The 24,013-nt window shown below is 70.5% G+C and carries 24 protein-coding genes; 12 read left to right on the forward strand and 12 right to left on the reverse strand.

The genetic code is table 11. The features are described 5' to 3' along the window. Position 1 precedes the first annotated feature (1 nt). Positions 2-835 carry an undecaprenyl-diphosphate phosphatase gene (locus tag HQK15_RS12835; RefSeq protein ID WP_173491883.1) on the reverse strand — a complete coding sequence of 278 codons (834 nt, stop codon included), beginning with the start codon at positions 833-835 and terminating at the stop codon, positions 2-4. A 48-nt stretch (positions 836-883) separates the two neighbouring features. Between HQK15_RS12835 and HQK15_RS12840 the strand changes: the two genes are divergently transcribed. Then, positions 884-1,837 carry an aldo/keto reductase gene (locus tag HQK15_RS12840; protein WP_173491884.1) on the forward strand — a complete coding sequence of 318 codons (954 nt, stop codon included), beginning with the start codon at positions 884-886 and terminating at the stop codon, positions 1,835-1,837. Between the two features lie 11 nt (positions 1,838-1,848). Next, positions 1,849-2,034, forward strand: coding sequence for a DUF5703 family protein (locus HQK15_RS12845; RefSeq protein WP_173491885.1), 186 nt, complete (start codon positions 1,849-1,851; stop codon positions 2,032-2,034). A 24-nt stretch (positions 2,035-2,058) separates the two neighbouring features. On the opposite strand, the gene HQK15_RS12850 is transcribed toward HQK15_RS12845, so the two are convergent. Both HQK15_RS12850 and HQK15_RS12855 read right to left on the reverse strand, forming a co-directional pair. After that, positions 2,059-3,351, reverse strand: a complete 1,293-nt coding sequence (locus HQK15_RS12850; RefSeq protein WP_173491886.1) for a M20/M25/M40 family metallo-hydrolase — start codon at positions 3,349-3,351, stop codon at positions 2,059-2,061. 67 nt (positions 3,352-3,418) lie between these two features. Beyond that, the gene (locus HQK15_RS12855; RefSeq protein ID WP_173491887.1) at positions 3,419-3,814 is read right to left on the reverse strand and encodes an SRPBCC family protein; all 396 of its coding nucleotides are present in this window, start codon (positions 3,812-3,814) and stop codon (positions 3,419-3,421) included. Positions 3,815-3,829: 15 nt separating this feature from the next. On the opposite strand from HQK15_RS12855, the gene HQK15_RS12860 reads away from it, so the two are divergent. From HQK15_RS12860 to HQK15_RS12870, 3 genes are all read left to right on the forward strand, one after another. After that, positions 3,830-4,711: an AAA family ATPase gene (locus HQK15_RS12860; RefSeq protein WP_173491888.1), complete on the forward strand. Its 882-nt coding sequence runs from the start codon at positions 3,830-3,832 to the stop codon at positions 4,709-4,711. Further along, positions 4,708-6,138 (forward strand): vWA domain-containing protein, encoded by a 1,431-nt coding sequence (locus tag HQK15_RS12865; protein WP_173491889.1) that lies wholly within the window; start codon positions 4,708-4,710, stop codon positions 6,136-6,138. Before HQK15_RS12860 ends, HQK15_RS12865 begins: the two co-directional genes overlap by 4 nt. 218 nt (positions 6,139-6,356) lie before the next feature. After that, complete coding sequence (locus HQK15_RS12870; protein WP_173491890.1) at positions 6,357-7,748, forward strand: glycoside hydrolase family 16 protein; 1,392 nt, start codon at positions 6,357-6,359, stop codon at positions 7,746-7,748. Here HQK15_RS12870 and HQK15_RS12875 read toward each other — a convergent pair. Further along, a complete protein-coding gene (locus HQK15_RS12875; RefSeq protein ID WP_173491891.1) occupies positions 7,718-8,305 on the reverse strand; it encodes a hypothetical protein in 588 nt (195 codons plus the stop codon). The genes HQK15_RS12870 and HQK15_RS12875 overlap by 31 nt on opposite strands. A 111-nt stretch (positions 8,306-8,416) precedes the next feature. Between HQK15_RS12875 and HQK15_RS12880 the strand changes: the two genes are divergently transcribed. Then, positions 8,417-8,935: a DUF4333 domain-containing protein gene (locus HQK15_RS12880; protein WP_173491892.1), complete on the forward strand. Its 519-nt coding sequence runs from the start codon at positions 8,417-8,419 to the stop codon at positions 8,933-8,935. A 9-nt stretch (positions 8,936-8,944) separates the two neighbouring features. Here the strand turns inward: HQK15_RS12880 and HQK15_RS12885 are convergent, their stop codons facing one another. Further along, a complete protein-coding gene (locus HQK15_RS12885) occupies positions 8,945-9,757 on the reverse strand; it encodes a phosphatase PAP2 family protein (RefSeq protein WP_367649166.1) in 813 nt (270 codons plus the stop codon). A gap of 57 nt (positions 9,758-9,814) precedes the next feature. Then, complete coding sequence (locus tag HQK15_RS12890) at positions 9,815-10,585, reverse strand: CPBP family intramembrane glutamic endopeptidase (RefSeq protein WP_173491893.1); 771 nt, start codon at positions 10,583-10,585, stop codon at positions 9,815-9,817. A gap of 68 nt (positions 10,586-10,653) precedes the next feature. Between HQK15_RS12890 and HQK15_RS12895 the strand changes: the two genes are divergently transcribed. Further along, on the forward strand, positions 10,654-11,415 hold the full coding sequence (locus tag HQK15_RS12895; RefSeq protein WP_173491894.1) for an exonuclease/endonuclease/phosphatase family protein: 762 nt from the start codon (positions 10,654-10,656) through the stop codon (positions 11,413-11,415). Positions 11,416-11,427: 12 nt separating this feature from the next. On the opposite strand, the gene HQK15_RS12900 is transcribed toward HQK15_RS12895, so the two are convergent. Next, positions 11,428-12,945, reverse strand: coding sequence for an MFS transporter (locus tag HQK15_RS12900; RefSeq protein ID WP_173491895.1), 1,518 nt, complete (start codon positions 12,943-12,945; stop codon positions 11,428-11,430). Between the two features lie 173 nt (positions 12,946-13,118). Here HQK15_RS12900 and HQK15_RS12905 point away from each other — a divergent pair, with 173 nt between their 5' ends. Next, positions 13,119-13,556, forward strand: coding sequence for a DoxX family protein (locus tag HQK15_RS12905; RefSeq protein ID WP_173491896.1), 438 nt, complete (start codon positions 13,119-13,121; stop codon positions 13,554-13,556). Here the strand turns inward: HQK15_RS12905 and HQK15_RS12910 are convergent. Both HQK15_RS12910 and HQK15_RS18600 read right to left on the reverse strand, forming a co-directional pair. After that, complete coding sequence (locus HQK15_RS12910) at positions 13,515-15,110, reverse strand: ArnT family glycosyltransferase (RefSeq protein ID WP_173491897.1); 1,596 nt, start codon at positions 15,108-15,110, stop codon at positions 13,515-13,517. The two genes, HQK15_RS12905 and HQK15_RS12910, sit on opposite strands and share 42 nt — an antisense overlap. Further along, positions 15,107-16,111 (reverse strand): phosphatase PAP2 family protein, encoded by a 1,005-nt coding sequence (locus HQK15_RS18600; RefSeq protein ID WP_173491898.1) that lies wholly within the window; start codon positions 16,109-16,111, stop codon positions 15,107-15,109. The genes HQK15_RS12910 and HQK15_RS18600 overlap by 4 nt, the downstream gene beginning before the upstream one ends. 157 nt (positions 16,112-16,268) lie before the next feature. Between HQK15_RS18600 and HQK15_RS12920 the strand changes: the two genes are divergently transcribed. Beyond that, positions 16,269-16,886 (forward strand): flavin reductase family protein, encoded by a 618-nt coding sequence (locus HQK15_RS12920; protein ID WP_173491899.1) that lies wholly within the window; start codon positions 16,269-16,271, stop codon positions 16,884-16,886. 14 nt (positions 16,887-16,900) lie between these two features. Further along, positions 16,901-17,731: an MBL fold metallo-hydrolase gene (locus HQK15_RS12925; protein WP_173491900.1), complete on the forward strand. Its 831-nt coding sequence runs from the start codon at positions 16,901-16,903 to the stop codon at positions 17,729-17,731. A gap of 28 nt (positions 17,732-17,759) precedes the next feature. Here HQK15_RS12925 and HQK15_RS12930 read toward each other — a convergent pair whose 3' ends face one another. From HQK15_RS12930 to HQK15_RS12940, 3 genes are read right to left on the reverse strand one after another with little or no spacing between them, the layout of a single operon-like run. Beyond that, a complete protein-coding gene (locus tag HQK15_RS12930) occupies positions 17,760-17,978 on the reverse strand; it encodes a hypothetical protein (protein WP_173491901.1) in 219 nt (72 codons plus the stop codon). Between the two features lie 28 nt (positions 17,979-18,006). Further along, positions 18,007-20,055: a vWA domain-containing protein gene (locus HQK15_RS12935; protein ID WP_173491902.1), complete on the reverse strand. Its 2,049-nt coding sequence runs from the start codon at positions 20,053-20,055 to the stop codon at positions 18,007-18,009. Beyond that, entirely contained in the window at positions 20,048-21,433 is a 1,386-nt protein-coding gene (locus HQK15_RS12940) for a magnesium chelatase ATPase subunit I (protein ID WP_173491903.1), read from the reverse strand. Before HQK15_RS12940 ends, HQK15_RS12935 begins: the two co-directional genes overlap by 8 nt. An 89-nt stretch (positions 21,434-21,522) precedes the next feature. Here HQK15_RS12940 and HQK15_RS12945 point away from each other — a divergent pair, with 89 nt between their 5' ends. Beyond that, the gene (locus HQK15_RS12945) at positions 21,523-22,539 is read left to right on the forward strand and encodes an App1 family protein phosphatidate phosphatase (RefSeq protein WP_173491904.1); all 1,017 of its coding nucleotides are present in this window, start codon (positions 21,523-21,525) and stop codon (positions 22,537-22,539) included. A gap of 74 nt (positions 22,540-22,613) precedes the next feature. Continuing rightward, positions 22,614-23,945 (forward strand): glycosyltransferase, encoded by a 1,332-nt coding sequence (locus tag HQK15_RS18605; protein ID WP_173491905.1) that lies wholly within the window; start codon positions 22,614-22,616, stop codon positions 23,943-23,945. Positions 23,946-24,013 lie beyond the last annotated feature (68 nt).

Below are 24,013 nucleotides of genomic sequence, written 5' to 3' on the forward strand. Positions count from 1 at the left end.
TCTAGCCGACCGTCGTGCTCGCGGCGATCACGCCGGTGCCGAGCAGGACCAGCACGACGGCGCCGAGGCCGACGCGGTAGATCACGAACGGCGTGTACGAGTGCGTGCTGACGTACTTGAGCAGCCAGTGGATGACCGCGAGCCCGACGACGAACGACACGACGGTGCCGACGACCGTGGGCCCCACGCCGTACGAGTTGTCGCCGCCGATGTCCTTGAGCTTGAAGATGCCGGCACCGACCACCGCCGGGATCGCCAGCAGGAACGCGTAGCGCGTGGCGGCCGCGCGCTCGTAGCCCAGGAAGAGCCCCATGCTGATCGTGGCGCCCGAGCGGGAGACGCCCGGGACGAGCGCGCCGGCCTGGGCGAGGCCCAGCAGGATCGCGTGCTTCATCGTGAGGTCCTCGATCGGGCTGCTCTTGCGGCCCACCCGCTCGGCGATGCCCAGCACGATGCCGAGGACGATCAGGGTGGTGCCGATGACCCAGAGGTTGCGAAAGTCGCGGTCGATCGCGTCCTGCAGCAGCAGGCCGAGCACGACGATCGGGACCGACCCGATGATGACGAACCAGCCCATGCGCCACTCCGGCTCCTGACGGGCCTCCCGCGAGACCACGCCGCGGACCCAGCCCGAGCCGATCGTCCAGATGTCCCGCCAGAAGTACAGGAGCACCGCGAGCTCGGTGCCGATCTGGATCACCGCGGTGTAGGCGGCGCCCGGATCGTCCCAGCCGAAGAACTTCGGGAAGATCGCGAGATGGGCGCTGCTGGAGATCGGGAGGAACTCCGTCAGGCCCTGGATGACGCCGAGCACGACCGCTTGTAGGAAATCCACAGCGCGAGCCTACCGGCGGCGCTTCACACGCCCCACTAGCCTTCTGACATGCAGTATCGCCGCGTCGGTCGCTCAGGGCTGGAGGTCTCGCGGCTCGCGCTCGGAACCATGACGTGGGGCAGCACGGTCGATGCCTACGAGGCGCAGGAGCAGCTCACGACGTTCATCGACGCCGGCGGCACGCTCGTCGACACCGCCCCCATCTACGGCAACGGGGCGTGCGAGGAGCTGCTCGGCACGCTGATCGCCAAGAACGGCGTCCGTGAGCGCATCGTGCTGGCCGGCAAGGCCGGATTCGTGCGGCGTGGTGACGAGACGGTGCGTGACGGCTCGCGGGGCACGCTGCTCGACCAGCTCGACCTGTCCCTGCGACAGCTCGGCACCGACCACCTCGACCTCTGGCAGATCCACACGCCCGATCCCCACGTGCCGCTCGAGGAGACCCTCGGAGCGCTCGAGCATGCGGTCAGGACCGGCCGCACCCGCTACATCGGCATCTCCAACTTCACCGGGTGGCAGACCGGGATCGCCCAGACCTGGCTCGCCGGACGGGCCGACACCATCCCCCTGGTGAGCACGCAGGTCGAGTACTCCCTGGTCAACCGCGATCCGGAGGACGAGGTCGTGCCGGCGGCGCAGCACCTCGGCATGGGCGTGCTGGCCTGGTCGCCGCTGGGCCGCGGGGTGCTGTCGGGCAAGTACCGCGCCGGCATCCCGACCGACTCGCGCGGGGCGTCGCCCGGGTGGGACCAGTTCGTCGGCGCCTACCTGACCCCGGAGAAGGCGGGCGTCGTCGAGGCGCTGGCCCGCGCGTCCGAGGGGCTCGGCGTCACGATCGCGCACGTCGCGATCGCCTGGCTGCTGGAGCGGCCCCAGGTGTCGGCCGCGATCGTCGGTGCCCGCACCACGGCGCAGCTGCAGGAGAACCTCGCCTCGGAGGACGTCGTGCTGCCGCACGAGATCCTCCAGGCGCTGGACGACGTGTCGGAGGCTGCCCGGTGAGAGGACCATCGATGATCGAGTACGAGTTCTGGAACCTCACGATCGACCGCACCAAGTCGAGGTCGGCCGTGTGCCGGATGCTGACCGACGCCGCGGAGTACCAGGGCTGGGAGCTCGACCGTCTGCGCAAGGACGGCAGCGGCACCCGCACGGTCGTGCTGCGCCGCAAGATCATCCGGATGCGCAGCACCCTCTGACCCGCGCCGCGCAGGTGCGGCAGGTCAGACCAGGTTGAGGAACTCGTCGAAGACGCGGGAGCCGAACTCCAGCGACTCGACCGGCACCCGCTCGTCGACGCCGTGGAACAGGGCGGTGAAGTCGAGGTCGGCCGGCAGGCGCAGCGGCGTGAAGCCGTACGACGTCATGCCGAGCTTGTGCCACGCCTTGGCGTCGGTGCCGCCCGACATCAGGAACGGCGCGATGTGCGCCTCGGGGTCCTGGGAGTGCAGCGCGACCGTCATGGCGTCGACGAGATCGCCCTCGAAGCCGTACTCCAGCGCCGCGTCACCGATGTGTGCCTCGACCGCGACGTGGTCGCCCACGATCTCCTGCACCGCGGGCAGGAACGTCTCGCCGTGGCCCGGGAGGTAGCGCCCGTCGACGTACGCCACGGCCTCCCCCGGCACGACGTTGTGCTTGTAGCCCGCCTCGAGCATCGTGGCGTTGGTCGTGTTGCGCATGCCCGCGCCGATCATGCGGATCGCCGGGCCGAAGTGGGCCAGCAGCTCGTCGGGGCTGCCGTCGGCGCCGGTCAGCTCGCGCACCTTGGTGAGCAGCAGCTCCATCGACGGTCCGGGCTCGGCCGGCCACGCGTGGTCGCCGAGCGCGATGAGGCCCTTCGCCAGGTGGGTGAGGGCGTTGTCGTCGTTGCGCATCGACCCGTGCCCCGCGGTGCCGCGCGCCCTCAGACGCATCCAGGCGATGCCCTTCTCGCCCGACTCGATGAGATAGAGCCGACGTCCGCCGATCTCGGTGGAGAAGCCCCCCACCTCGCCGATCGCCTCGGTGCATCCCTCGAACAGATCCCGGTGGTGCTCGACGAGCCAGTGGGCGCCCAGGACGCCGCCGGCCTCCTCGTCGGCGGTGAAGACCAGCGTGATGGGTCGATCAGGGATGACGCCGGCGCGCTGGCGGGCGCGGACGACCGACAGGAGCATGCCGTCGAAGTCCTTCATGTCGACGGCACCGCGACCGATCAGGTAGCCGTCGACGACCTCTGCGGCGAACGGGTCGACGCTCCAGTCGGCGGCCTGGGCCGGCACCACGTCGAGGTGTCCGTGGATCAGCAGACCCGGTCGCGGCGAGTCCTGGTTGCCCCAGCGGGCGACGACGCTCGCGCGCCCGGACTCGGACTCGAAGATCTCCGAGTCGATGCCGACCTCGGCCAGGGAGCCCGCGACGTACTCGGCCGCCTTGCGCTCCCCCGGCCCCGACGCGTCACCGAAGTTGCTGGTGTCGATGCGGATGAGGTCGCGGCAGATCTCGAGTGCTTCGGTCTCCGGTGAGTAGCCCATACCGCGATCGTACGTGCGCAAGCCGCTCGGACAAGCCGAGGACCGAGCGCCCGGGAACGGGGAGCCGTCAGGCGAGCAGACCGTCGACGACGCGGGAGAAGAGCCGGTGGCTCGACGCCCGGGTGATGCCGTCCATGAAGCGGGGCATGCCTTTGACGTGGATGTCCTCGCGCCACGTGACCCGGCTGCCCGTGCCGTTCGGCTCGACGCTGAGCTCGGCCCAGCCGGTCACGAGCCGACCGCGCTTCTCGAGGCGGCAGAACGACGGCTCCCGCCACTCCACGACGTCCATCGGGTCGTGGAACCCGACGCGTCCGATGCCCGTGAAGGCGTCGAAGCCGTTGGGCGTTCGGCTGATCGTGGTGAGGGGGACGAACTCGCCGTGCCGCTCCCACTGGGTCAGTCGGGTCCACGCCTCGTCGGGCGTGAGTCGTACCTCGCGGACAATCTCGATCAGGGCCACGGCATCATTGTACGTATGCGCACCATGCCGTTCGACTCGATCGCCGATGTGAAGACCAAGCTCGCTGGCGCGGGCTACCTGGCTTCCGACGCGATCGCGACCACCGTCTTCCTCGCCAGCGAGCTCGGCAAGCCCCTCCTGGTCGAGGGTCCCGCCGGCGTCGGCAAGACCGCGCTGTCCAGCGCGGTGGCCCAGGCGTGCGGCGCCGACCTGGTGCGCCTGCAGTGCTACGAGGGCGTCGACGAGGCCCGCGCGCTCTACGAGTGGAACCACGCCAAGCAGCTGCTGCGCATCACCGCCGGCCAGGGCGAGTCGTGGGACGAGGCCCGCAGCGACATCTTCTCCGAGGAGTTCCTGCTTCCCCGCCCCCTGCTCACCGCGATCCGCAACGACGGCCCCACCGTGCTGCTGATCGACGAGACCGACAAGGCCGACGTCGAGATCGAGGGCCTGCTGCTCGAGGTGCTCGGCGAGTTCCAGGTCACCGTCCCCGAGCTGGGCACCATCACGGCCACGCACCGGCCCTTCGTCGTCCTGACGTCCAACGCGACCCGCGAGCTGTCGGAGGCGCTGCGTCGTCGCTGCCTGTTCCTGCACGTCGACTTCCCCGACGCCGAGCTCGAGCAGGAGATCGTCCGGCTCAAGGTCCCCGACCTCGACGAGACGCTCGGCGACTCCCTCGTCCGCGTCATCAACGCCCTGCGCGCCATGCCGCTGCGCAAGGCCCCGTCGGTCTCCGAGACGATCGACTGGGCCCGCACGCTCGTCGCGCTCGGCGCCGACATCCTCGACGACCAGGTCGTCAAGGAGAGCCTCGGCGTCATCCTCAAGCACCAGGACGACCTCGAGAAGGCTCGCACCCGGCTCGACCTCGACGAGGTCCTGAGCCCGTCATGACGGCCGAGGCGTCGCAGGACCTGGCCGGGCGACTGGTCGAGCTCGTCAGCGCCCTGCGCACCAAGGGCATCCCTGCCGGCACCAGCGAGACCGTGGACGCCGCGGCCGTCATCAACGTGCTGGGCATGAGCGACCGGCTCCAGCTGCGCGAGGGCCTCGCCGCCGCCCTGGTGCGTCGAGGCGGCCAGCGCGACGTCTTCGACATGACGTTCGACCTCTACTTCCCGGCCGGCGTCGGTGCGACCCAGGCCACGCTCGACACCGACGACGACTTCGACATCGAGGACCTGCGCGACCTGCTGGCCATGGCGCTCGCCGAGAACGACCTGCGCACGCTGGAGCAGGTCGCCGAGATCGCGGTCGACCTGCTCGGCCAGGTCGGCACGCCTGACACCCAGACCGCCGGCTGGTCGGCCTATCAGACGCTCGAGCGCCTGCGGCCGCAGACGATGATCGCCCAGGCGCTGCAGATGCGGGGCCAGGGCGGTGGCGGCCAGGGTCAGGGCCAGGGCCAGGGCGGCGGCCAGGGGTCCGGCGGCGAGTTCACCGACCGGCTCGAGCGTGACGAGGTGCGGCAGAACGTCGAGCGCTTCCGCGCCCTGGTGGCGGGCGAGGCACGACGTCGTACGGCCGAGGTGCGCGGCCGTGACACCGTCACGCGTCACGCGGTGCGGACCGGCACCGAGCGCATCGACTTCCTGAGCGCCAACAAGCAGCAGCTCGAGGAGCTCGGGCGCACGGTCAAGCCGCTGTCACGCAAGCTGGCGACCCGCCTGTCGGCCCGTCGCCGCAAGGCCAGTCGCGGGAAGATCGACATCCGGCGGACCCTGCGGCGGTCGATGTCGACGGGTGGCGTGCCGATGCACCCGGTGCTCGCCAAGCCGCACCCGTCCCGCCCCGAGCTCGTGCTGCTGTGCGACGTCTCGGGCTCCGTCTCCGGGTTCTCAGGCTTCACGATGCACCTGGTGCAGGCGCTCAGCGGCCAGTTCAGCAAGGTCAGGGTCTTCGCCTTCGTCAACGCGATGGACGAGGTCACCGACCTGGTGAAGGACACCGGCGCCGACCTCGGGCAGGCCGACCTCTCGGCCCGCATCGCCCGCGACGCGCGCATCACCAAGTGGCACACCAGCAGCGACTACGGCGAGGCCTTCGCCGACTTCCACGCCGACTACATGAACGCGATCGGGCCCCGCACCGCGGTGCTGATCCTCGGCGACGCCCGCAACAACAACCAGGATCCCAACCTCGGAGCACTCCACGACATCAGCCAGCGGGCGCGCCGGACGTTCTGGCTCAATCCGGAGGCGACGATGCGATGGGGGCTGGGCGACTCGGAGGCGCCGGCGTACGGCGAGGTCGTCGAGATGCACGAGTGCTGCAACGTCGAGCAGCTCACGAAGTTCATCACCCGGCTGTTGCCGGTGTGACACGCGGCAACCTCTGAGGTGTGAGGGGCGCTCGAGAAAGTTCGACCGAAAACCTCCCTCTGACGGGACTTTGGTCCTAACGTGGCTCCATGAGGACTCGGGACCTCGTGTCGACAGGCAGTGGAGGCAGTCGACGCGCAGCCAGCATCGTTGCCGCCACCGTCGTCGGCGCATGCCTCCTGTTTGCACCGCCACAGGCGGGACAGGCTGTCGAGCCCGTGGTCGCCAGTGCTGGTCGGACGATCGCCATCGCCGACGAGTCGGTCCCGTGGACGCCGTCGGCCAACGCCCGTGTCAAGGCCATACGTCCCGACAGCTCGGCCGCAGCGCTCCAGGTCAAGCCCAAGCGCGAGGCCGGTCGCAAGACCATCTCGATGAGGTCTCCCCTGTCGACCGACGTCATCCCCACGGCAGGCACCACGGTGACCGCGAAGGCCCGCATCCGGACGTCGCAGCCCGGTCGCCGGCTCACGTTCCGCCTGCACGAGATCAACCGGGGCCGCGCCGTCGCCAGCCGGTCGGTCAGCGTCGTGCCGTCGAGCCGCGGCTGGCGCGACGTCACCGTCACCCTGCGCACGACGCGCGCCGACAGCCGCGTCCAGCTCTCGACCCGGGCCAAGCGGCTGCGGGGCACCCACGTCGTCCGCGTGGCCGACGTGACGGTCTCGGTCCCGACGCCTCCGCCCACCGGCCCGACCGACCCCGGCGGCGGTGGGCCCGGCACCCCACCCACCCCGACCACGTGCGAGGACATCGACTACTCCGACCCCGCCCAGGGCGTGCGGACCTTCACCGAGGACTTCAACGGCACGAGCCTCGACCGCAGCACGTGGCGCGTGCGCGACAACACCTTCCTCAACCAGGACCAGGCGTGGATCACCAAGGACGCCGTCTCGGTGCGCGACGGCAACCTGCTCATCTCCGGCAAGCGACTGCCCGAGAGCCAGTGGAAGACCAACACCAGAGCGCTCTACCCCACCAACGTCACCCGCAACTACTCCACGGGCTACATCGACACGATCGACAGCGCCGGCTACGGCAACGCAGCCGGCAACCGGTTCGGCCAGAAGTACGGCCACTTCGAGATCCGCGCGCTCGTCCCGAGCCAGGCGACCATGTCACGCGGCATCTGGCCCGCCTTCTGGCTCCGTGCCGACCACGAGGCCGGCGAGATCGATCCGCTCGAGTCGTACGGCGCCCCGACCATCCGGTCGTTCGACCCGTCGAGCTCGTACGAGTGGAACAGCTGGGCCGACACCGCCGAGGGCTCGATGAGCGGCATCGTCAAGCGCCAGACGCACGGACGCGCCGACGTGGGCACCGACAAGATCTGGCAGAACTGGCACACCTACGGCGTCAACTGGTCACCCGGCTGCCTGCGCTACCTCTACGACGGCCGCACCGTCGGCCTGGTCGACTTCGACGATCCCGACACTGCCTCGTACTTCCGGGAGAAGTCGTTCGACGACACCTTCCACATCCGGCTCAACATGCAGATCGGGTCGAACTACTGGGGCTGGTCGGATCCCGCCCACACGCGCAACGACTTCGACTTCAAGGTCGACTGGGTGCGGGTCTATCAGGGCAAGGACCTGCTGACGGCTCCCTGAGCCGACCGCACGGCAAGGAGCATCCACGCCCACCCGACGGCGATCGCCGCCATCGAGAGCACTCCCCCGGGCCAGTAGACGTGCTCCTGCATGAAGCCGTAGGCGCCGCCGATCGCGACCAGCGCTCCCGGCAGCGACCGGGCTCCGGCGATGCGCAGGATGCACCCGGCAGCTGCCGCAGTCGCACCGATGTAGGCGATCGACCCCACCTGGCCGAGGTCGCTCGCAAGGCCGAAGACCGTCGCGAGGCCGCCCTCACGATCGGCCTTCAGCCCGCCGGCGGCGATGCCGGCCAGGATGTCGAGCGCGGAGTAGAAGCAGGCGAACGCATAGCCGAGCAGCAGCGTGATGCGGCCGTACACGGGATCGACGGAACGGGCGACCAGCCACGGTCCGACCGAGAGCAGCGGGAAGAGCGGGAGCAGCACGATGTGCAGGTCACGCCAGTAGGGCGCCGCGTCCTGGGTCAGGTGCGCCGGGTGGGTCGTGCCGATCAGGCCGATCACGATCGGGGGCAGCAGGACGGCGAGCGCGGTCCGACGATCGAGGCGAGGCATGCTTCGACGATAGGTGCCCGCGCCGACTCCGGCAGGACGAGCCGGCGGCACTCGCCGACGGATCTGGTGAACCGGGCTCCCGGAGGCCCGCGCACCTCTATCGTCGTCGCCATGACTTCACTGCCCCGTCTGGTCGCCGCCCTGGGCCTGGGCCTCGGCCTCGCCGGAGCCCTGTCCGGCTGCTCGACCACGATCGACAACGAGAAGATGGGCGACGAGCTCACCCGCTTCTACGAGAAGAACGACCCGGGCTCCGACGTGACAAGCGTCGACTGCCCGGACTCCCCCGACGCCAAGAAGGGTGAGACCTTCGTCTGCGACTTCGACCTCAAGACCGGCGAGTCGGGCCAGTTCACGGTCACGGTGAAGAACTCCGACGGCGACGTCTCGTTCGAGCTCACCAAGAACGCCCGCGCCATCATCGACGTCTCGAAGGCCGAGGGCCTCATCGCCGACGACGTCACGGAGCGCGGCGGCACGGCCACCAGTGTCGAGTGCCCCGACGACTTCCCGGGGACGCTCGACGAGGAGGTCGAGTGCCAGGTGCAGCTCGACGACGGTACCTCCGCCACGGCGGTCGTGTCGGTCACCGACGTCGAGGGCAACCTCGAGCTCGTCCGGTACGAGTAGGGCGCGGCCTCAGGCGTCTGCGGGCACTGCCGCGAGCCGGCGGGCACCTCGACGACGCCGCAGCCACGTGTCGAAGGCCAGTCCGGCCGCCATCAGCGCCACGGCGACGATGCCGTCGAGCCACCAGTGGTGGCCGGTGGCGGCCACGACGAACACCGTGACGGGCAGGTGCATGACGACGACCCAGCGCCAGCGACTCGTGGTGATGAAGAACGTGCCCAGGGCGACGACGGCGGCCCAGCCGACGTGGATCGAGGGCATCGCGGCGAACTGGTCGGACACGCCGGTGCCCACGTCGCCGTAGACGCCGAGGCCGAACCGGGTCGACAGGTCGACGAAGCCGAGCTCGTCGATGAACCGCGGCGGCGCGACCCGGATGAAGCGGATCAGCAGGCAGCCGGCGGTCACGGCCACGAGCCCGTTGCGCCAGTGCGGATAGAGATCGCGGTGCCGCACGAAGGCCCAGACCAGGAAGGCGATCAGCGCCGGCACGTGCACGATCGCGTAGTAGCCGTTGACGAGGCGGGCCAGCCAGTCGTGGTCGATCACGAAGTGCTGCATCGCGATCTCGGTCGGCAGGTGGAGCATCTGCTGGAAACGGTCGATCTCCCGCGCCCGTTCGAGCGCTCCCGACTCGTGCGTGATGGGCAGCATGCGCGCCAGGCGCCAGATGCCGTAGAGGCCCGAGATCAGCGAGAACTCCCAGAACGCCGGCAGCAGAGCATCGCCTGTGCGGCTTTGCGGCAGCCGCCGGACCACGAGCCAGGCCACCAGGCTGAGCAGGCAGGCGATCGCTGCTTGCTCCCACGACGGCCACGGCACCCGACCATTGTGGTCGATCGTGCAGGTCGGCGCAGAGCCACTCCCCGTGTCGCGGTGTCAGGGCCGCGGCGGCAGGTCCTCGTGGACCTCGTCGTGACCCTCACGGCGGAACAACGGCGGCATGTAGCGCAGCATCAGGCCCGACCACGTCAGGTGGGTGATCATCGGTGCCTGGATGCCGCCGGACGCACGCCGCTGCAGGCCGAACAGCGTGCCCATGACCCCGCTGGCCAGCACGAGCGCCGGGTTGCGCGTCGCGGTCGTCGCCAGCGCGTAGACGGCCGTCGACTTGGCCACCGGATGGTCGGTGCCCACCGCGGCATAGAGCGCTCCCCGGAAGAACACCTCCTCCGCGGCGCCGTTGGCGAAGGTCGTCGTCGTGACCAGCGGAGCGGAGCCCTGGTCGGCGAAGGCGAGGATCTCGGTCAGCGCCCGGTTCAGCACCGGGATGCGGCGCGCGACCAGCGCCGCACCGTAGAAGGCTCCGAACGACGCCACGCCGAGGGCCACCGGCGTGACCAGCGGCCGGCGCAACCGGTCGTGGGCATCCTGCTCGTAGCCCAGGTGGAGCGGCCCGGACGCCACGGCGCCGGCGGTCCACGTCGCGGCGACCCCCAGCGTCAGGCCGTAGAACTCCTTGGAGTCGGGACGGGTCGACAGCGACTTGCCCAGCAGCGCGGCACCGGCGACGCTGACCCCGGCGACGACGCGCCGACGGCGGCGGAAGGCCTCGTCGCTCTCGAGATGGTCACGGGGCACCTTCTCGCGCAGCTCACGGGGTGCGAGGGCGATCAGGCGGTCGGCGAGAGCACGGGGCGAGAGATTCATCGCCTCCGACGCTACTGGCTGTTCCCCGCCTCCACACCTCGGCGGCGGTCGTCGGATAGCCTCGCCGCATGACGGCGACCTTCCGCCTGGGGTTCAAGAACGTCCTCGGGTCGAACTGGACCCGCACGCGCCACCGGTGGCCGGGCAGGGCCGTCATGCTCGACCGCGAGATGAACGGTGCCGACGGCATGCAGGCCTCGGTCTACTTCCTCGTCGAGGTCAACCAGCGCCCGGAGCGGCGCAGCCTCGGGCACATCCTGGCCGGCTGGGAGGTCGCGCGCTCGCGACACGGGCACAACGACGCCTACAGCGATCCTGCGGTGCACCGGCTGCTCGAGATGCACGAGCACGCCCTGGGCACCTTCACCCGGCAGCAGCGGTATGCCCTCGTGGCGCGCTACGAGCACGTCGCCACCGGCGTCGAGTGGGTCGGGGCGACGACGCACCTGTCGTCGTCGGTGCACACCACGCCCGAGAAGGCAGAGGCCTCCCGTGAGCTGCAGGCGACCCGGCTGGCCGAGCTCTGCGCGGAGCACGACGTCGACGTGGTCGCGGCCGACATCAACAACATCGCCGTGCGACCTGACACGCCGCGCGGCATCCTCGAGGCCGCGGGCTACGTCGACTGGCGTGCAGCGACCCCGGTCAAGGACGTAGAGGTCGACGTCCACCACCGCATCGGCGAGCCGTTGACGCGGGGCGGCCGGCACCTCGACGCGATCTATCTCGGCCCGCGGGTCACCGCGATCGACGGTCGGGTGCAGATGACCGAGCCCGACAGCTCCGACCACCTGGGGCTGGTCTGCACGGTGGCGATCAGCCCCAGGTGAGTCGGGCAGGGATCAGGCGACGGCCGCCGCGCCCTCAGCCGGGATGTCGTCCTTCTTGGCGTTGATCAGCACGATCGCGGTGAGCAGCGCGAGCAGCAGCAGCATCGCGCCCCAGAAGAAGGCCACGTGGTAGCCGTGCAGTGCCGCGTCGGCGAGCACGGCGTCCTGGTTGGCGCCACCACGCATGTTGTCGGCGACGAACGACGTGACCGCCCCGGCGAACAGCGTGTTGAGCAGCGCGGTGCCGAGCGAGCCACCGACCTGCTGGGACGTGTTGAGCAGCGCGCTCGCGACTCCCGCGTCGTGCGACCCCACGCCGACCAGAGCCGTGCTGGAGGCCGGGATGAAGACCGCCGCCATGCCGACGCTCATCAGCACCAGTGGGGGCAGCACGTGCGTCCAGTAGGACGTGTCCGCGGTGATCTGCGTCAGCAGCAGCATGCCGACCGAGGCGCTCAGCAGGCCCGGGATCATGATCGGACGAGGTCCGAAGCGCGGCAGCAGCTGTGAGATGACGCCCGCGCCGACGATGATGCCGATGCTGAACGGCAGGAACGCGAAGCCCGACCGCAGCGGGCTGTAGCCGAGCGTGCCCTGGAAGTAGAACGTCAGGAACAGGAACATCGCGAACAGGCCCGCGCCGATGAACAGGAACACGAGGTAGGACCCGCCGCGGTTGCGGTCGAGCGCGACGCGGAGCGGCAGGAGCGGGTGCTTGGTGCGACGCTCCCACCAGACGAAGGCCACGAGCAGGACGACGGCCGCTCCGAGGAACGCCAGGGTGCTGCTGTCGGTCCAGCCCAGCACCTCGGTGCTCTTGCCGGGGTTCTTCTCCTTGGCCGCCTCGGTGAAGCCGTAGACGAGCGACACGAGGCCGAGCGTCACGAGGATCGCGCCGGGGATGTCGTACTTGGTGTCGCCCTCGGCCTTGCTCTCGCGCACGACGCGCAGTGCGGCCGCAGCCGCGACGAGGGCGATCGGCACGTTGACGAGCAGGCACCAGCGCCACGAGGCGTACTCGGTCAGGACGCCGCCGACGATCAGGCCGATGGCGGCGCCACCGCCGGAGATCGCGCCGAAGACGCCGAATGCCGTGGCGCGCTCCTTGGTCTCGGTGAAGGTGACCGAGATCAGCGACAGGGCCGCGGGAGCGAGCAGGGCGGCGAAGAGGCCCTGGAGGCCGCGCGCGGCGTAGAGCAGGCCGGCGGTCGACGCGATGCCGCCGAGGGCCGAGGCCACGGCGAAGCCGATCAGGCCGACGACGAAGATGCGCTTGCGGCCGACGAAGTCGGCGATGCGCCCACCGAGCAGCAGCAGGCCGCCGAAGGCGAGCGTGTAGGCCGTGACGACCCACTGGCGGTCGGCGTCGCTGATGCCGAGGTCCTTCTGGGCCGACGGCAGCGCGATGTTCACGATGGAGGCGTCGAGCACGATCATGAGCTGGGCGACGGCGATCACGCCGAGGGCGAGCCAGCGCTTGGGGTCGGGTGCGCCAGCGTGCTCGGGCACGGCTGGGTCGTGAGTGGACATGGTTCGATCCTCTAGGGGTGGCAGGGATGAAGGGTGCACACCGGGCCGACGGCCCGGGACGCCGAGGGTTGCAGCGTCACGCACCATGATCGTATTCCGGACCGACACTTTCGTGCCTCGCTCCGCCGGTCCGAGGATCGGCGGTCCGGGGTCCTGGCTGCCACACTCGAGCCATGACCGTCCGCTCCGCATTCCGCTGGCTGCTCGGCTCCGCCCTCGTGCTCGCGGGGCTCAGCCACCTGTTCTGGGCCCGGGACACCTTCCGGGCCCAGGTGCCGGACTGGCTGCCTCTGGGCGTCGACTTCGTGATCGTCGCCTCGGGTGTGGTCGAGATCACCCTGGGGATCGCCCTGATCCTTCTGGTGCGCCAGCGGGTCGTGGTCGGGTGGGTCGTCGCGGCGTTCTTCGTCGCGGTGTTCCCCGGCAACATCAACCAGCTCGTCACGCACACCGATGCGTTCGGGCTCGACTCCGACCTCTCGCGCTGGCTGCGGCTGCCGTTCCAGCCGCTGCTCGTGGCGTGGGCCCTGTGGTCGACCGAGGCATGGCGCCGCCGCGACGAGCTGCCGTCACTGCCAGACGTAGTCGGCGCTGTCCTCCGGCGTCCGTGACTCGCTGGGCCCGAGGTGCTTGGGCAGGCCGAGGGTCGCGCACTCACCGTGCGTCGACGCGATCAGCGTGCGGTCGGCCTCGTCACGCCGGATGAGGATCGGCTTGCCGCAGATCTCGTCGGTGCGGACGTAGTGCCTGGCGATGAGCCGGCGCGTCTCCCCCGTCGCGTCCATGCCGAAGATCGTCGCCTCCTGCCACTCCACGATCCAGGTGGGACGACGCGTGGACGACTTCAGCAGGTCGCGCAGCCGGTCCTCGGCGTTGGGCACCGTGCGCACCATCTGGGTCCACGAGTAGGGATAGGGAGTCGTCATGTCGGCGTAGTAGAGCAGGTTGGCCCGCGCGTAGAGGACGTAGAGCGTGTCGTCGGGACGGGCGTTGCTGCGCAGGTAGTCGGCGACGGCCAGCGTGCGCTGCTGCGGCGGGTTGACGTTCTGCAGCGTCGTGCCGACCGCGACGTTGCCGATCGCCAGCACGAAGACCAGGCAGGTCGTCGCGATCGAGAGCATCCGTCGCCCGGTGACGGCCAACGCGCAGCCCGACAGGACGGCGAGCGCCGCGACCGGCTGGATGAAGTAGTGCGGGTAGTAGTTGCCCCCGCCGGCGATGCCGACGAAGCCCACGAGCAGCCACGCGGCGAGCGGCAGCACGAGCTGCGGGTCGGCGCGCCGCCGCACGAGCCAGGCGATCGACCACGGGACGAGGAACAGGCAGCCCGACACGACCAGGACCGGCAGCCCCAGGTGCAGCAGCATGAACCCGGCGCCCTGCGGTGCGGCGTTGATCTCGGTGATGCTGTCGAGCCGGAAGCCCGCGACGGCATAGACGAAGCCGCGTGCGCCGACCGAGTAGGCCTCGAACCAGGCGAACGTCACGAGGATGGGCGCCGCGACTCCCCCGAGCCACCAGCCGAGCCACCTGGCCTGGAAACCTGATCGGGCGCGGGTCACCCAGCTCACCAGCAGGAAGACCGCACCGGCGACGAGCACCTCGCCGAACGACTGCTTGATGAGCAGGGCGCACGTCGCGAGGAAGCCCGAGACGAAGAGCCAGCGATCGGGCACGACGGCGTCGCGGGCCCGCATCAGCGCGAGGATCGAGAACGTCGCTGGGACGGTCGCGAGCAGCTCGTTGTCGGTGAAGACCGCGCCCAGCACGACGGACGACGTCATGACCGCGGTGATGACGCCCGTGATCCGGGCCGCGCGGAGGCCGGCGATCCGGTGGGCGATCGCCATCGTCGCGGCGACCAGCAGGATCGCGGCGACCATGCCGAGCAGGCGGACACCGAGGTCGCCGCCCAGCACGCCGATCTTGTAGATCAGCACCAGCAGCGGCGGACGGTCGAGCCACGAGCCGCCGTACATCGAGCCGTCCGTGGTGCCCCAGGCGCGGGCCACGAACGAGTCGCCCCCCTCGTCGATGCCCAGCGGGACGTTGATGAACGGGGTCCGGAGGGCGATCACCACGACCGCGCACAGCAGCCACCACCGCACGATCGAGCCGCGCAGGCGGGAGGTGAAGACTTCGACCCGCTCGTCCAGAAGGGTCACCGGGTGACCCTCCCGGGTGGGTGGACCGTCAGGCGTCCCAGGCGCACGGCGGCCCAGGCGATCGCGAGGCCGGCGACGTCGTCGAGCACGAAGTGCCAGCCGAGGTAGATCGTCGAGACCATGACGGCGACCAGGTAGATCACCATGAGGTTGGCCGCGCGCCGGAAGCCGTAGTAGCGCAGCATCAGCAGCACCAGGAAGGTGAACCCGGTGTGCAGGCTCGCGAAGGCGCCGATGCTCGCGAAGGTGTCGGCCGCACCGGGGTCGAGCAGCAGCTCGGCCCGCTCGGCCATGTACTTCGCCTGGGTCGCGGTGACGCTGGTGGGGTCGAGCCCGGCGAACTCCTCGGGCGCGGAGTGGAACGGGCCGATCGCGGGGATCAGGTAGTAGGACCCGACCCCGAGGATCCAGACCCACATCGCGGACGTCAGGAAGACGTATCCCTCACGGATCCGGGGAGCGAAGACGAGGGCGGCGACGAACGAGATCGGCACCATGACCGAGAACGACTCGTAGATCGCGCGGAACACGTGCGGCGCGACATCGCGGCCGAACAGGTCGTGGAGCAGCACGGCAGGACTGTTGCCGAAGAACATCCACCGGTCCGCCTCGAGCAGGTCGTCGTCGTACTGGGTGCGGAAGGCGTTCCAGCTCTTGAGGTTGCGGTAGAACGCGTAGACCAGGTGGTAGGCCAGCAGGCCGGTGACCGCGAGAGCGACCCGATCGATGGTCCAGCGGGAGCGGATGGCCGTCACGACCTTGCCGAGCGACCAGCCGCGGCGCCCGGCGCGCACGAGGCCGTCGAGGAGGATCAGCGCGACGAGGATCGCGAACGACAAGGTGATGCGCGACATGAACACCCGACCACCCGGGTCGCGGAATGGCACATCAACCTGCTGGGAGCGCCACAGGGCGACGGCGCCGAACACGACGACGACGGCCCACGTCCAGACCCACCAGCGGTCTCGGAGCGATCGCCCCGGTCCGGTGGGATCGGTCACCGAGGGTGCCTGGGACGCGATGCTGACCACCTCGATCTCGAGCTCCGTGCAGGCGTGGCACGGTGGGACGCGTTGTGCTCCCGAGATCACGATACGGCCTCTGCCTCCGGAGCCGGCCAGGTGAGCGGGACACGCCGCCCCGGGCGAGGATGGACGCATGCGCACCGTCTTCCGCTCCGATGACCCCGACGTCAACCCCTACCGCCTGCTGACGGCCTTGGTGGTGCCCCGCCCGATCGCCTGGATCTCGACCCTGTCCGTCGACGGCATCGGCAACCTGGCACCCCACTCGTTCTTCAGCGTCGCGTGCGCGAGCCCGCCGATCGTGTCCTGGACCTCGGTCGGCCACAAGGACACCCTGGCGAACGTCCTGGCGACCGGTGAGTTCGTGGTCAACCTCGCGACGCTCCCCCAGCTCGACCTGGTCAACGACAGCAGCGCGGCCTTCGCCCCGGACGACGACGAGGCGGTCCGCCTGGGGATCGAGATGGAGCCGAGCGACACCGTCAGCCCGCCGCGGGTGGCCGGCTCCCCCGCCTCCCTGGAGTGCCGTCTGCACTCGACGACCGAGCTGGGCGACTCGGTGCTGGTCCTCGGCGACGTCGTCGCGATCACGGTCGACGAGTCCGTGCTGGTCGACGGTCATCCCGAGATGGGCCTGCTCCAGCCGGTCGCCCGCCTCGGCAAGGACGAGTGGGGCCTCCCGCCGGAAGTTCGCGCGACGCCGCGCCCACGCAGGCCCTCCGACATCGAGGGGATCAGCAGCGACGAGTGACCTACGGTGGTCGGGTGACCTCACCCGCACCGGACTTCTGGATCTGCCGCACCTGCGCCGTCGAGCACGACTCCCGGCCAGCGGTGTGTGCCGTCTGCGACGACGAGCGGCAGTACGTGCCGGCGAAGGGGCAGCAGTGGACGACGCTCGACGAGCTCGTCCGTGAGGGCTACCGCGCCGACATGGTCGAGCTCGAGCCACGCCTGCACGCCATCACGACCACGCCCTCGGCTGGCATCGGCCAGCAGTCCAAGCTGCTGCAGACGCCGTCCGGCAACCTGCTCTGGGACCCGGTCGGCTTCGTCGACGACGAGATCGTCCGTCGTGTCCTCGAGCTCGGCGACGTCGCAGCGGTCGTCGCGAGCCACCCGCACATGTTCGGGGTGCAGGTCGAGTGGAGCCGGCGCCTCGGTGGTGCTCCCGTGCTGGTCGCCGAGGCCGACCTCGAGTGGGTCGCGCGCCACGACCCGGTGATCTCGGCGTGGTCCGACGACGTCGAAATCCTTCCCGGTGTGACCCTGAGCCAGCCCGGCGGTCACTTCCCCGGCAGCGCCGTCGTGCACTGGGCGGCGGGCGCCGACGGCCGCGGCGTGCTGCTGACCGGCGACACGATCTTCCCCAACCCTGATCGTCGGTCGCTGAGCTTCATGCGCAGCTATCCCAACCGGATCCCGTTGTCAGGCGCGGTCGTGCAACGCATCGCCGCACACGTCGAGGCGTTCGCCTTCGACCGCGTCTATGGCAACTTCGACAACGCGATCGAGGCGAACGCCCGTGAGATCCTGCGCCGGTCGGCCGACCGGCACGCCGACTGGGTCAACGGCGTGTTCGACCACCTCACCTGAGGCGGACGGCCGTCAGCCCAGCGGCGGATCAGCCGAGCAGCTGAGCGGCCGACACGTCGCCGCTCTCCTCGTTGATGGCAGCAGCGAGGGTGTCGACGTGCTCGGGCGACACCTCGACGGCGATCTCGTCGAACCCCTTGCGCAGCTCGTCCTCGACGGTTCCCTCGGGCGCGCCGTCCTGATAGGCACTGACGCGGTCGACGACGCCCTGGATGGCTTCGATCTGTTCACTCTCGTAGTCACTCATGCCCGCGACGTACCCCTGCCGTCGGTCGTCAACCGACCCAGAAGCCCCTGCCGCCGCCGAACATGTCCTCCGGGCCGCCGCGCGACCGGCCTCGCGGACCGCGCGAGCCGAGGTACGACCCCACGACGGCCGCGCCCAGGTCGTCGAGCTCCGGCGCGACGACCGAGCCGCCGACGCGGTGGGCCATCGACTCGATGAACCGGGCGAGGCCCGGGTCCTCGCCCAGCCGGAAGAACGTCGTCTGGGCGCCCAGGCGCATCGAGCTGTCGAGCTCACGCACCGCGTACGCCACCGTGACCGGGTGCGGCGGATAGCTGAAGAACACCTCGCCGCTCGACTCCAGGTGCGACGTCGGCTCGCCGTCGGTGACGATCAGCAGAACCGGCTGGGCGTTGGGGTGCTTGCGGAAGTGTCGGTTGGCCAGCAGCAGGGCGTGGTGCAGGTTGGTGCCCTTGTCCCACATCGCGTCGAGGCCCGTGAGCTCCTCGATGTCCATGACCTCGGCGTGACGCCCGAAGCCGATGAGCTGCAGGTCGTCGCCGCGGAAGCGGCTCGTGATGAGCGTGTGCAGCGCCAGCGCCGTCCGCTTCATCGGCACCCAGCGGCCGTCCATCGCCATCGAGAACGACGTGTCGACCAGCAGGGCGACGCACGCCTGCGTGCGGGCCTCGGTCTCCTGCACCTCGACGTCACCGATCTCGATACGGACGCCGGACGCCGTGCTGCCGCCCTCGCCCGCCGTGCGGGTGACGGCATTGGTGATCGTGCGCGTGACGTCCCACGGCTCGGTGTCGCCGAAGGCCCACTCGCGGGTCGCACCCGACCGCTCGCCCGCAGCGCCGGCCTGCCGCAGGTCGCGGTTGCCCTGGCGTCCGGACATCTTGTCGGCGACGTCGCGCAGCAGCGCCTTGCCGAGCTGACGCATGGCCTTCGGCGTGAGCTTCAGCTGGCCGTCGGTGCCACGCCTCATCGTCCCGGAGTCGCGCAGGGCCTTCTCGAGGGCCTGCAGCGTCTTGGCGTCGACGGCGGCCTCGTCGCCGAGCTGGCGGGCGAGCTTGTCGAGGTCGATGTCGTCCATCCGCGAGCCGTTGTACGACTGCGAGAGCTGCTCGGAGAGCTCGTCGAGGTCCGCAAGGTCCTGGAAGACACCGGTGCCGTCGCCGAGGCCGAGGCCTTCGTCGCCATCCAGGCGCTCCGACCCACCCCAGTCCTCGCCGGGGCGCAACGACTGCATGTTGCCGTCGAGACGGCCGAGCGACTGCATGAGCTCAGGCGAGCCGAACGCCTGCTGCGCGAGCCCGTCGAGCTCGGCGCGCTGCTCGGGGGTCATCGAGTTGCGCATGCGCTGCGCCGCCGCGGACCGCTGGGCCAGGGTGTCGAGCAGCTCGTCGATCGTGGCCGGGTTCTCGGGGAAGAACTCCCCGTGCTTCCCCATGAACTCGTCGAACTGCTCCTGGGTGGCGTCGCCCGACCGGTGGGCGTCGAGCAGCGTGTTGAGGTCGTCGAGCATCTCGTTGATCGCCGCGCGATCCTCGTCGGTGGCGTTCTCGAGCGCGTTCTTCATGCCGGCGAAGCGCTGGTCGAGCATCTCGCGGCCCAGGAGGTCCTTGATCTTCTCGTAGTCCTCGCGCGCCTCGCGGCTCTTCCAGTCATAGCTGCCCAGCTCGCTGACGGCCGCCGCCGTCGACGGCGAGAGGTTGTCGAGCTGCATCTGTGCGAGGGCGCGGTCGCCCTCGTCGAGGTCGACGTCGCGGGCGAGCAGCTTGCGCTCGGCCAGCACGGCACGGTCGAGCAGCTCCTTGACCTCCTGGAGCGTGCCGTCGAGGTTGTGTCGCTGGGCCAGCTCCCGCCGACGCTCGGCGACCCGACGAGCGAGGTCGTCGAGGCCGGCCTGGTCACGTCCGCCGCGCCGGAGGAACTCGCGCATGGCACGCTCGGGCGAGTAGCCCGCCATGACGTCGTCGCCGATCGCGTCGAGCGCCTCGGTGAGGTCGACCGGCGGTGCCAGGGGGTCCGGGCCGTCGACGTAGCGGCCGTAGCGGGAGTCCCTCGTCAGGCGGCGGTTCTGCCTAGCCATAGACGGTCTCGCCGCCCCCGCTGTCCTTGCTGACCTTGCGGGCCAGGTAGAGACCCTCGAGCGCCAGCTCGATGGCGCCGGCCCGCTGGCCGTCGTTGGTGGCTCCGAGCCGGTCGCACACCTCGTCGTAGAGCTCGGACTCGCCCAGCACCGGAAGGCCGGCCAGGAAGTCACGGGCGGTGACCTGCTCCCCGGTGGAGACCATGACCCCGCCCTCGATCGCGTCGACGAGGACGGCGAAGTCGACGCCCCGGAAGTGCTGCCGCACCGTCTCGGCGGTCGCGGTGCGCAGCAGGTGGTCGAGGATCTCGTCCTCGCGCCCCTCCTCGCCCGACTCGAACTCGATCTTGCCGCCGAGCACGTCCACCGCAGTCTCGAGGTCGACCGGGCGGGCGACCGCCTCATCCTCGCCCTGCCTGGTCGCGCGGTGGATGGCGGCCGCTGCGATGGTCTCGGCCCCGGCGATCGCGAACCGTGCGCTGACGCCGCTGCGCTGGTCGACCGCGGTCGACTCCCGCAGCGCGCGGGTGAAGCGGGCGAGGATCTCGACCAGGTAGTCCGGCACGTCGGCGACCAGCTCGGCCTCCTGGCGGATCACGGCGACCTCGTCGGCGAGCTCGGTCGGGTAGTGCGTGCGGATCTCGGCGCCGAAACGGTCCTTGAGCGGCGTGATGATCCGACCGCGGTTGGTGTAGTCCTCGGGGTTGGCGCTGGCCACCACCAGCACGTCGAGCGGGAGCCGCAGCACGTAGCCGCGGATCTGGATGTCGCGCTCCTCCATGACGTTGAGCATCGCGACCTGGATGCGCTCGGCGAGGTCGGGCAGCTCGTTGATCGCGACGATGCCGCGGTGGCTGCGCGGGATCAGGCCGAAGTGGATCGTCTCGGGGTCGCCGAGGCTGCGACCCTCGGCGACCTTCATCGGGTCGACGTCGCCGATCAGGTCGGCGACGCTCGTGTCGGGCGTCGCGAGCTTCTCGGCGTACCGCTCGTCGCGGCCTCGCCACGCGACCGGCAGCTCGTCGCCGAGCTCGGCGGCCCGGCGCAGGCTCGCGGTCGTGATGGGCTCGTAGGGGTGCTCACCCAGCTCGGAGCCCTCGATGACGGGCGACCACTCGTCGAGGAGCCCCACCATCGTCCGCAGCAGACGGGTCTTGCCCTGTCCACGCTCGCCCAGCAGCACGATGTCGTGACCGGCGATGAGCGCCCGCTCCAGCTGCGGGATCACGGTGGACTCGAAGCCGTGCAGGCCCGGCCACGGGTCACGCCCGTCGCGGAGGGCGGCCAGCAGGTTGTCGCGGATCTCGACCCGCAAGGTCTTGTGGACGTGGCCGGAGGCGCGCAGCTCACCGACGGTGGCGATGGTGGGAGAGGTCACGCCGTCAACGGTACTGCGGCACGCAACGCTGGATCGCACTCCAGAACGCCTGGTCACCGGCCGGGACGAGCACGGATATCGTGGACGCCATGGGCATGGGGCGGTGGGTCAGTGGCCTCGAGCGGATGCTGGACACGGCGCACCTGCGCCGGTCGGAGCCGTCGACCCCGGCCAGCTTTCGGATCGAGTCCTACGACGGCCACGGCGGGCCGGCCGGCATCGTGCTGCGCGGCCGTGTGCTCGACAACCCCGCACCGTCCCGTGCCACCGAGGGCGAGGGCGTCGGTGCCGCTGCTCTGCGGACGCTGCAGAACTTCTTGACCAAGGAGCTGCCCGGCGTCCCCCTGACGGTGCGCATCGCCGGCACGACGACCACAGCCGCCTCGGACGACGAGGGCTACTTCGTGCTCCGGCTCGAGGCGCCGGACGCCCCCGCGGGGCCGTGGCAGTCGGGCACGATCAGCCTCGACGGCAGCTATCGAGGCCTGACCGGCGCCCACACGTCGCCCGTCGACGTCCGCGTGCCGGAGCCCTCAGCACGGTTCGGCGTCATCTCCGACATCGACGACACCGTGATCAAGACCGGCGTGCAGCGGGTCGGGCAGATGGTCGTGCAGACGTTCACCGGCTCCGAGCTCACCCGCGAGCCCTTCCCGGGCGCCGCAGAGCTCTATCGCGACCTCGCGGCCGACGTGAACCCCGTCTTCTACGTCTCGTCCAGCCCGTGGAACCTGCACGCCTTCCTCACCGCCTTCCTGGAGCACCACGACTTCCCGCGCGGCCCGCTGCTGCTGCGCGACCTGCTCGGCACCGCCGAAGGACGGGAGTCCAAGCACGGGCGCATCCGCGAGATCCTCGACCTGCACCCCGACCTGCCGTTCGTGCTGATCGGTGACTCCGGCGAGAAGGATCCCGAGATCTACGCCGACATCGTGAGCTCGCACCCCGATCGGATCCTCGCGGTCTACATCCGGGAGGTCCGGCTCGACCCGGGTGACGGACGGGTCGAGAAGGTCGTCGAGACGTGGGCCCGCGACGTGCCGTTCGTGCTCGCGGCAGACAGCTCCGCCGTCCGGCAGCACGCGGAGACGCTCGACCTCCTCTGACGGATCGGCAGCGGTTCAAGCGCTCGTCACCCGCAGTCGGCCGGCCGGCCACCCACGGGCCCGATCGTGATGACGTGACTTCTTCGCTGACGCTCCCCCCTGGCGACTACTACGCGCTGGTCGGCAACATGCGGCCCGGCAAGGGCGGCCTGACGTCGGCACTGCTGGAGCGGACCCGCCTGCTCAACGAGCGCCTCGGGCCCGGTCGACACATGCCGATCCTGACCTTCTCGAAGGCCGCGTCCGACGACCCCGCGCACCACGGCCTGGTCGACGGCGACGACGTCTGGAACATCGAGCGCCACGGCGGTCGACCCTGCACCAAGGCGGAGTGGGTGGCATGGCTCAGCGAGCTGGGCCGTGCAGCGACGGCGCAGCGTCCCGTCTACTTCGTGTGCGACGGGCACATCGTCGGATCGACGGTCGTCGGCGAGCTCAAGGCCATGGGCATCCCGCACCTGTACTTCATCCAGGTGGTCCACAACCCAACCTCGTCCGGCGGCTACGCACCGTTCCGGACCGTGGCGCACCTGCCGGACGCCGTGGTCTGCGCGACCCGTCGTCAGGCCCAGGCCCTGCGGCGCGACGAGAAGCACGGCGGACCGGTCCGCAGCGCGTCGGTCGTGCCGATCCCCTACCCCCGGCGCGCCGGTCACCCCGCACGGCTCCGCAACCCGGACCGCATCGTCATGCTCGCTCGCCTGCACCCGCAGAAGGACGTCCTGCTCGCCGTCGAGTCGCTCGCCGTGCTCCGCCGCATGGCCCGTCGCAGCCACGGGGACGGGCGCGGCATCGTGCTCGACGTCTACGGCGCGCTCGAGGACCCCGCCGAGGTGGCGCGGGTCGAGGAGGCGGTCGAGCGGCTCGGTCTGCAGGACGCGGTGACGCTGCACGGACACGTCTCGGGCGCGACGGCCGAGCTCGCGTCGAGCTCCGTCCTGTGGCTGACGTCGCGCCACGAGGGATGGGGCCTGGTCATCACCGAGGCCCAGCAGGCCGGCTGCATCCCGGTGGCGATCGACGTCGAATTCGGCCCGCGCGAGCAGATCGACCACGGTGTCGACGGCTTCCTGGTCAGGGCCACGGTGGCCCGACGCGTCCGGCACGACTCGGCCTCACGGTGGCGCCGCGCCGTGCAGCGTGCGGCCCGACGGGTCGTCGCACCGGTGGCGGTGCACATGGCAGCGCAGACCCTCGAGGTCATGCAGATGAGCCCGCGACGTCTCGGTGACGTTCGGCAAGCCGGCATCGACCGGACGAGCGCTCCGGACCGCTCCCCCGAGACCTACGTCGACCGGTGGATCGACGTGTTCGAGGCCGTGACCACAGCCGGGCAGCGACGCTCGTCCGGGCTGCCGACACGGGACGGCGTTCGGCCGGTCAAGCGCGACAAGCTCGCCTCCTGAGGTGAGCTCGTCCTCGTCGCGGACCTAGGTCCCGGCAGGTGGGGACCGACGCCCCGTCCACGAACGCC

The organism is Aeromicrobium stalagmiti (assembly GCF_013283745.1).
Classification (GTDB): domain Bacteria; phylum Actinomycetota; class Actinomycetes; order Propionibacteriales; family Nocardioidaceae; genus Aeromicrobium; species Aeromicrobium stalagmiti.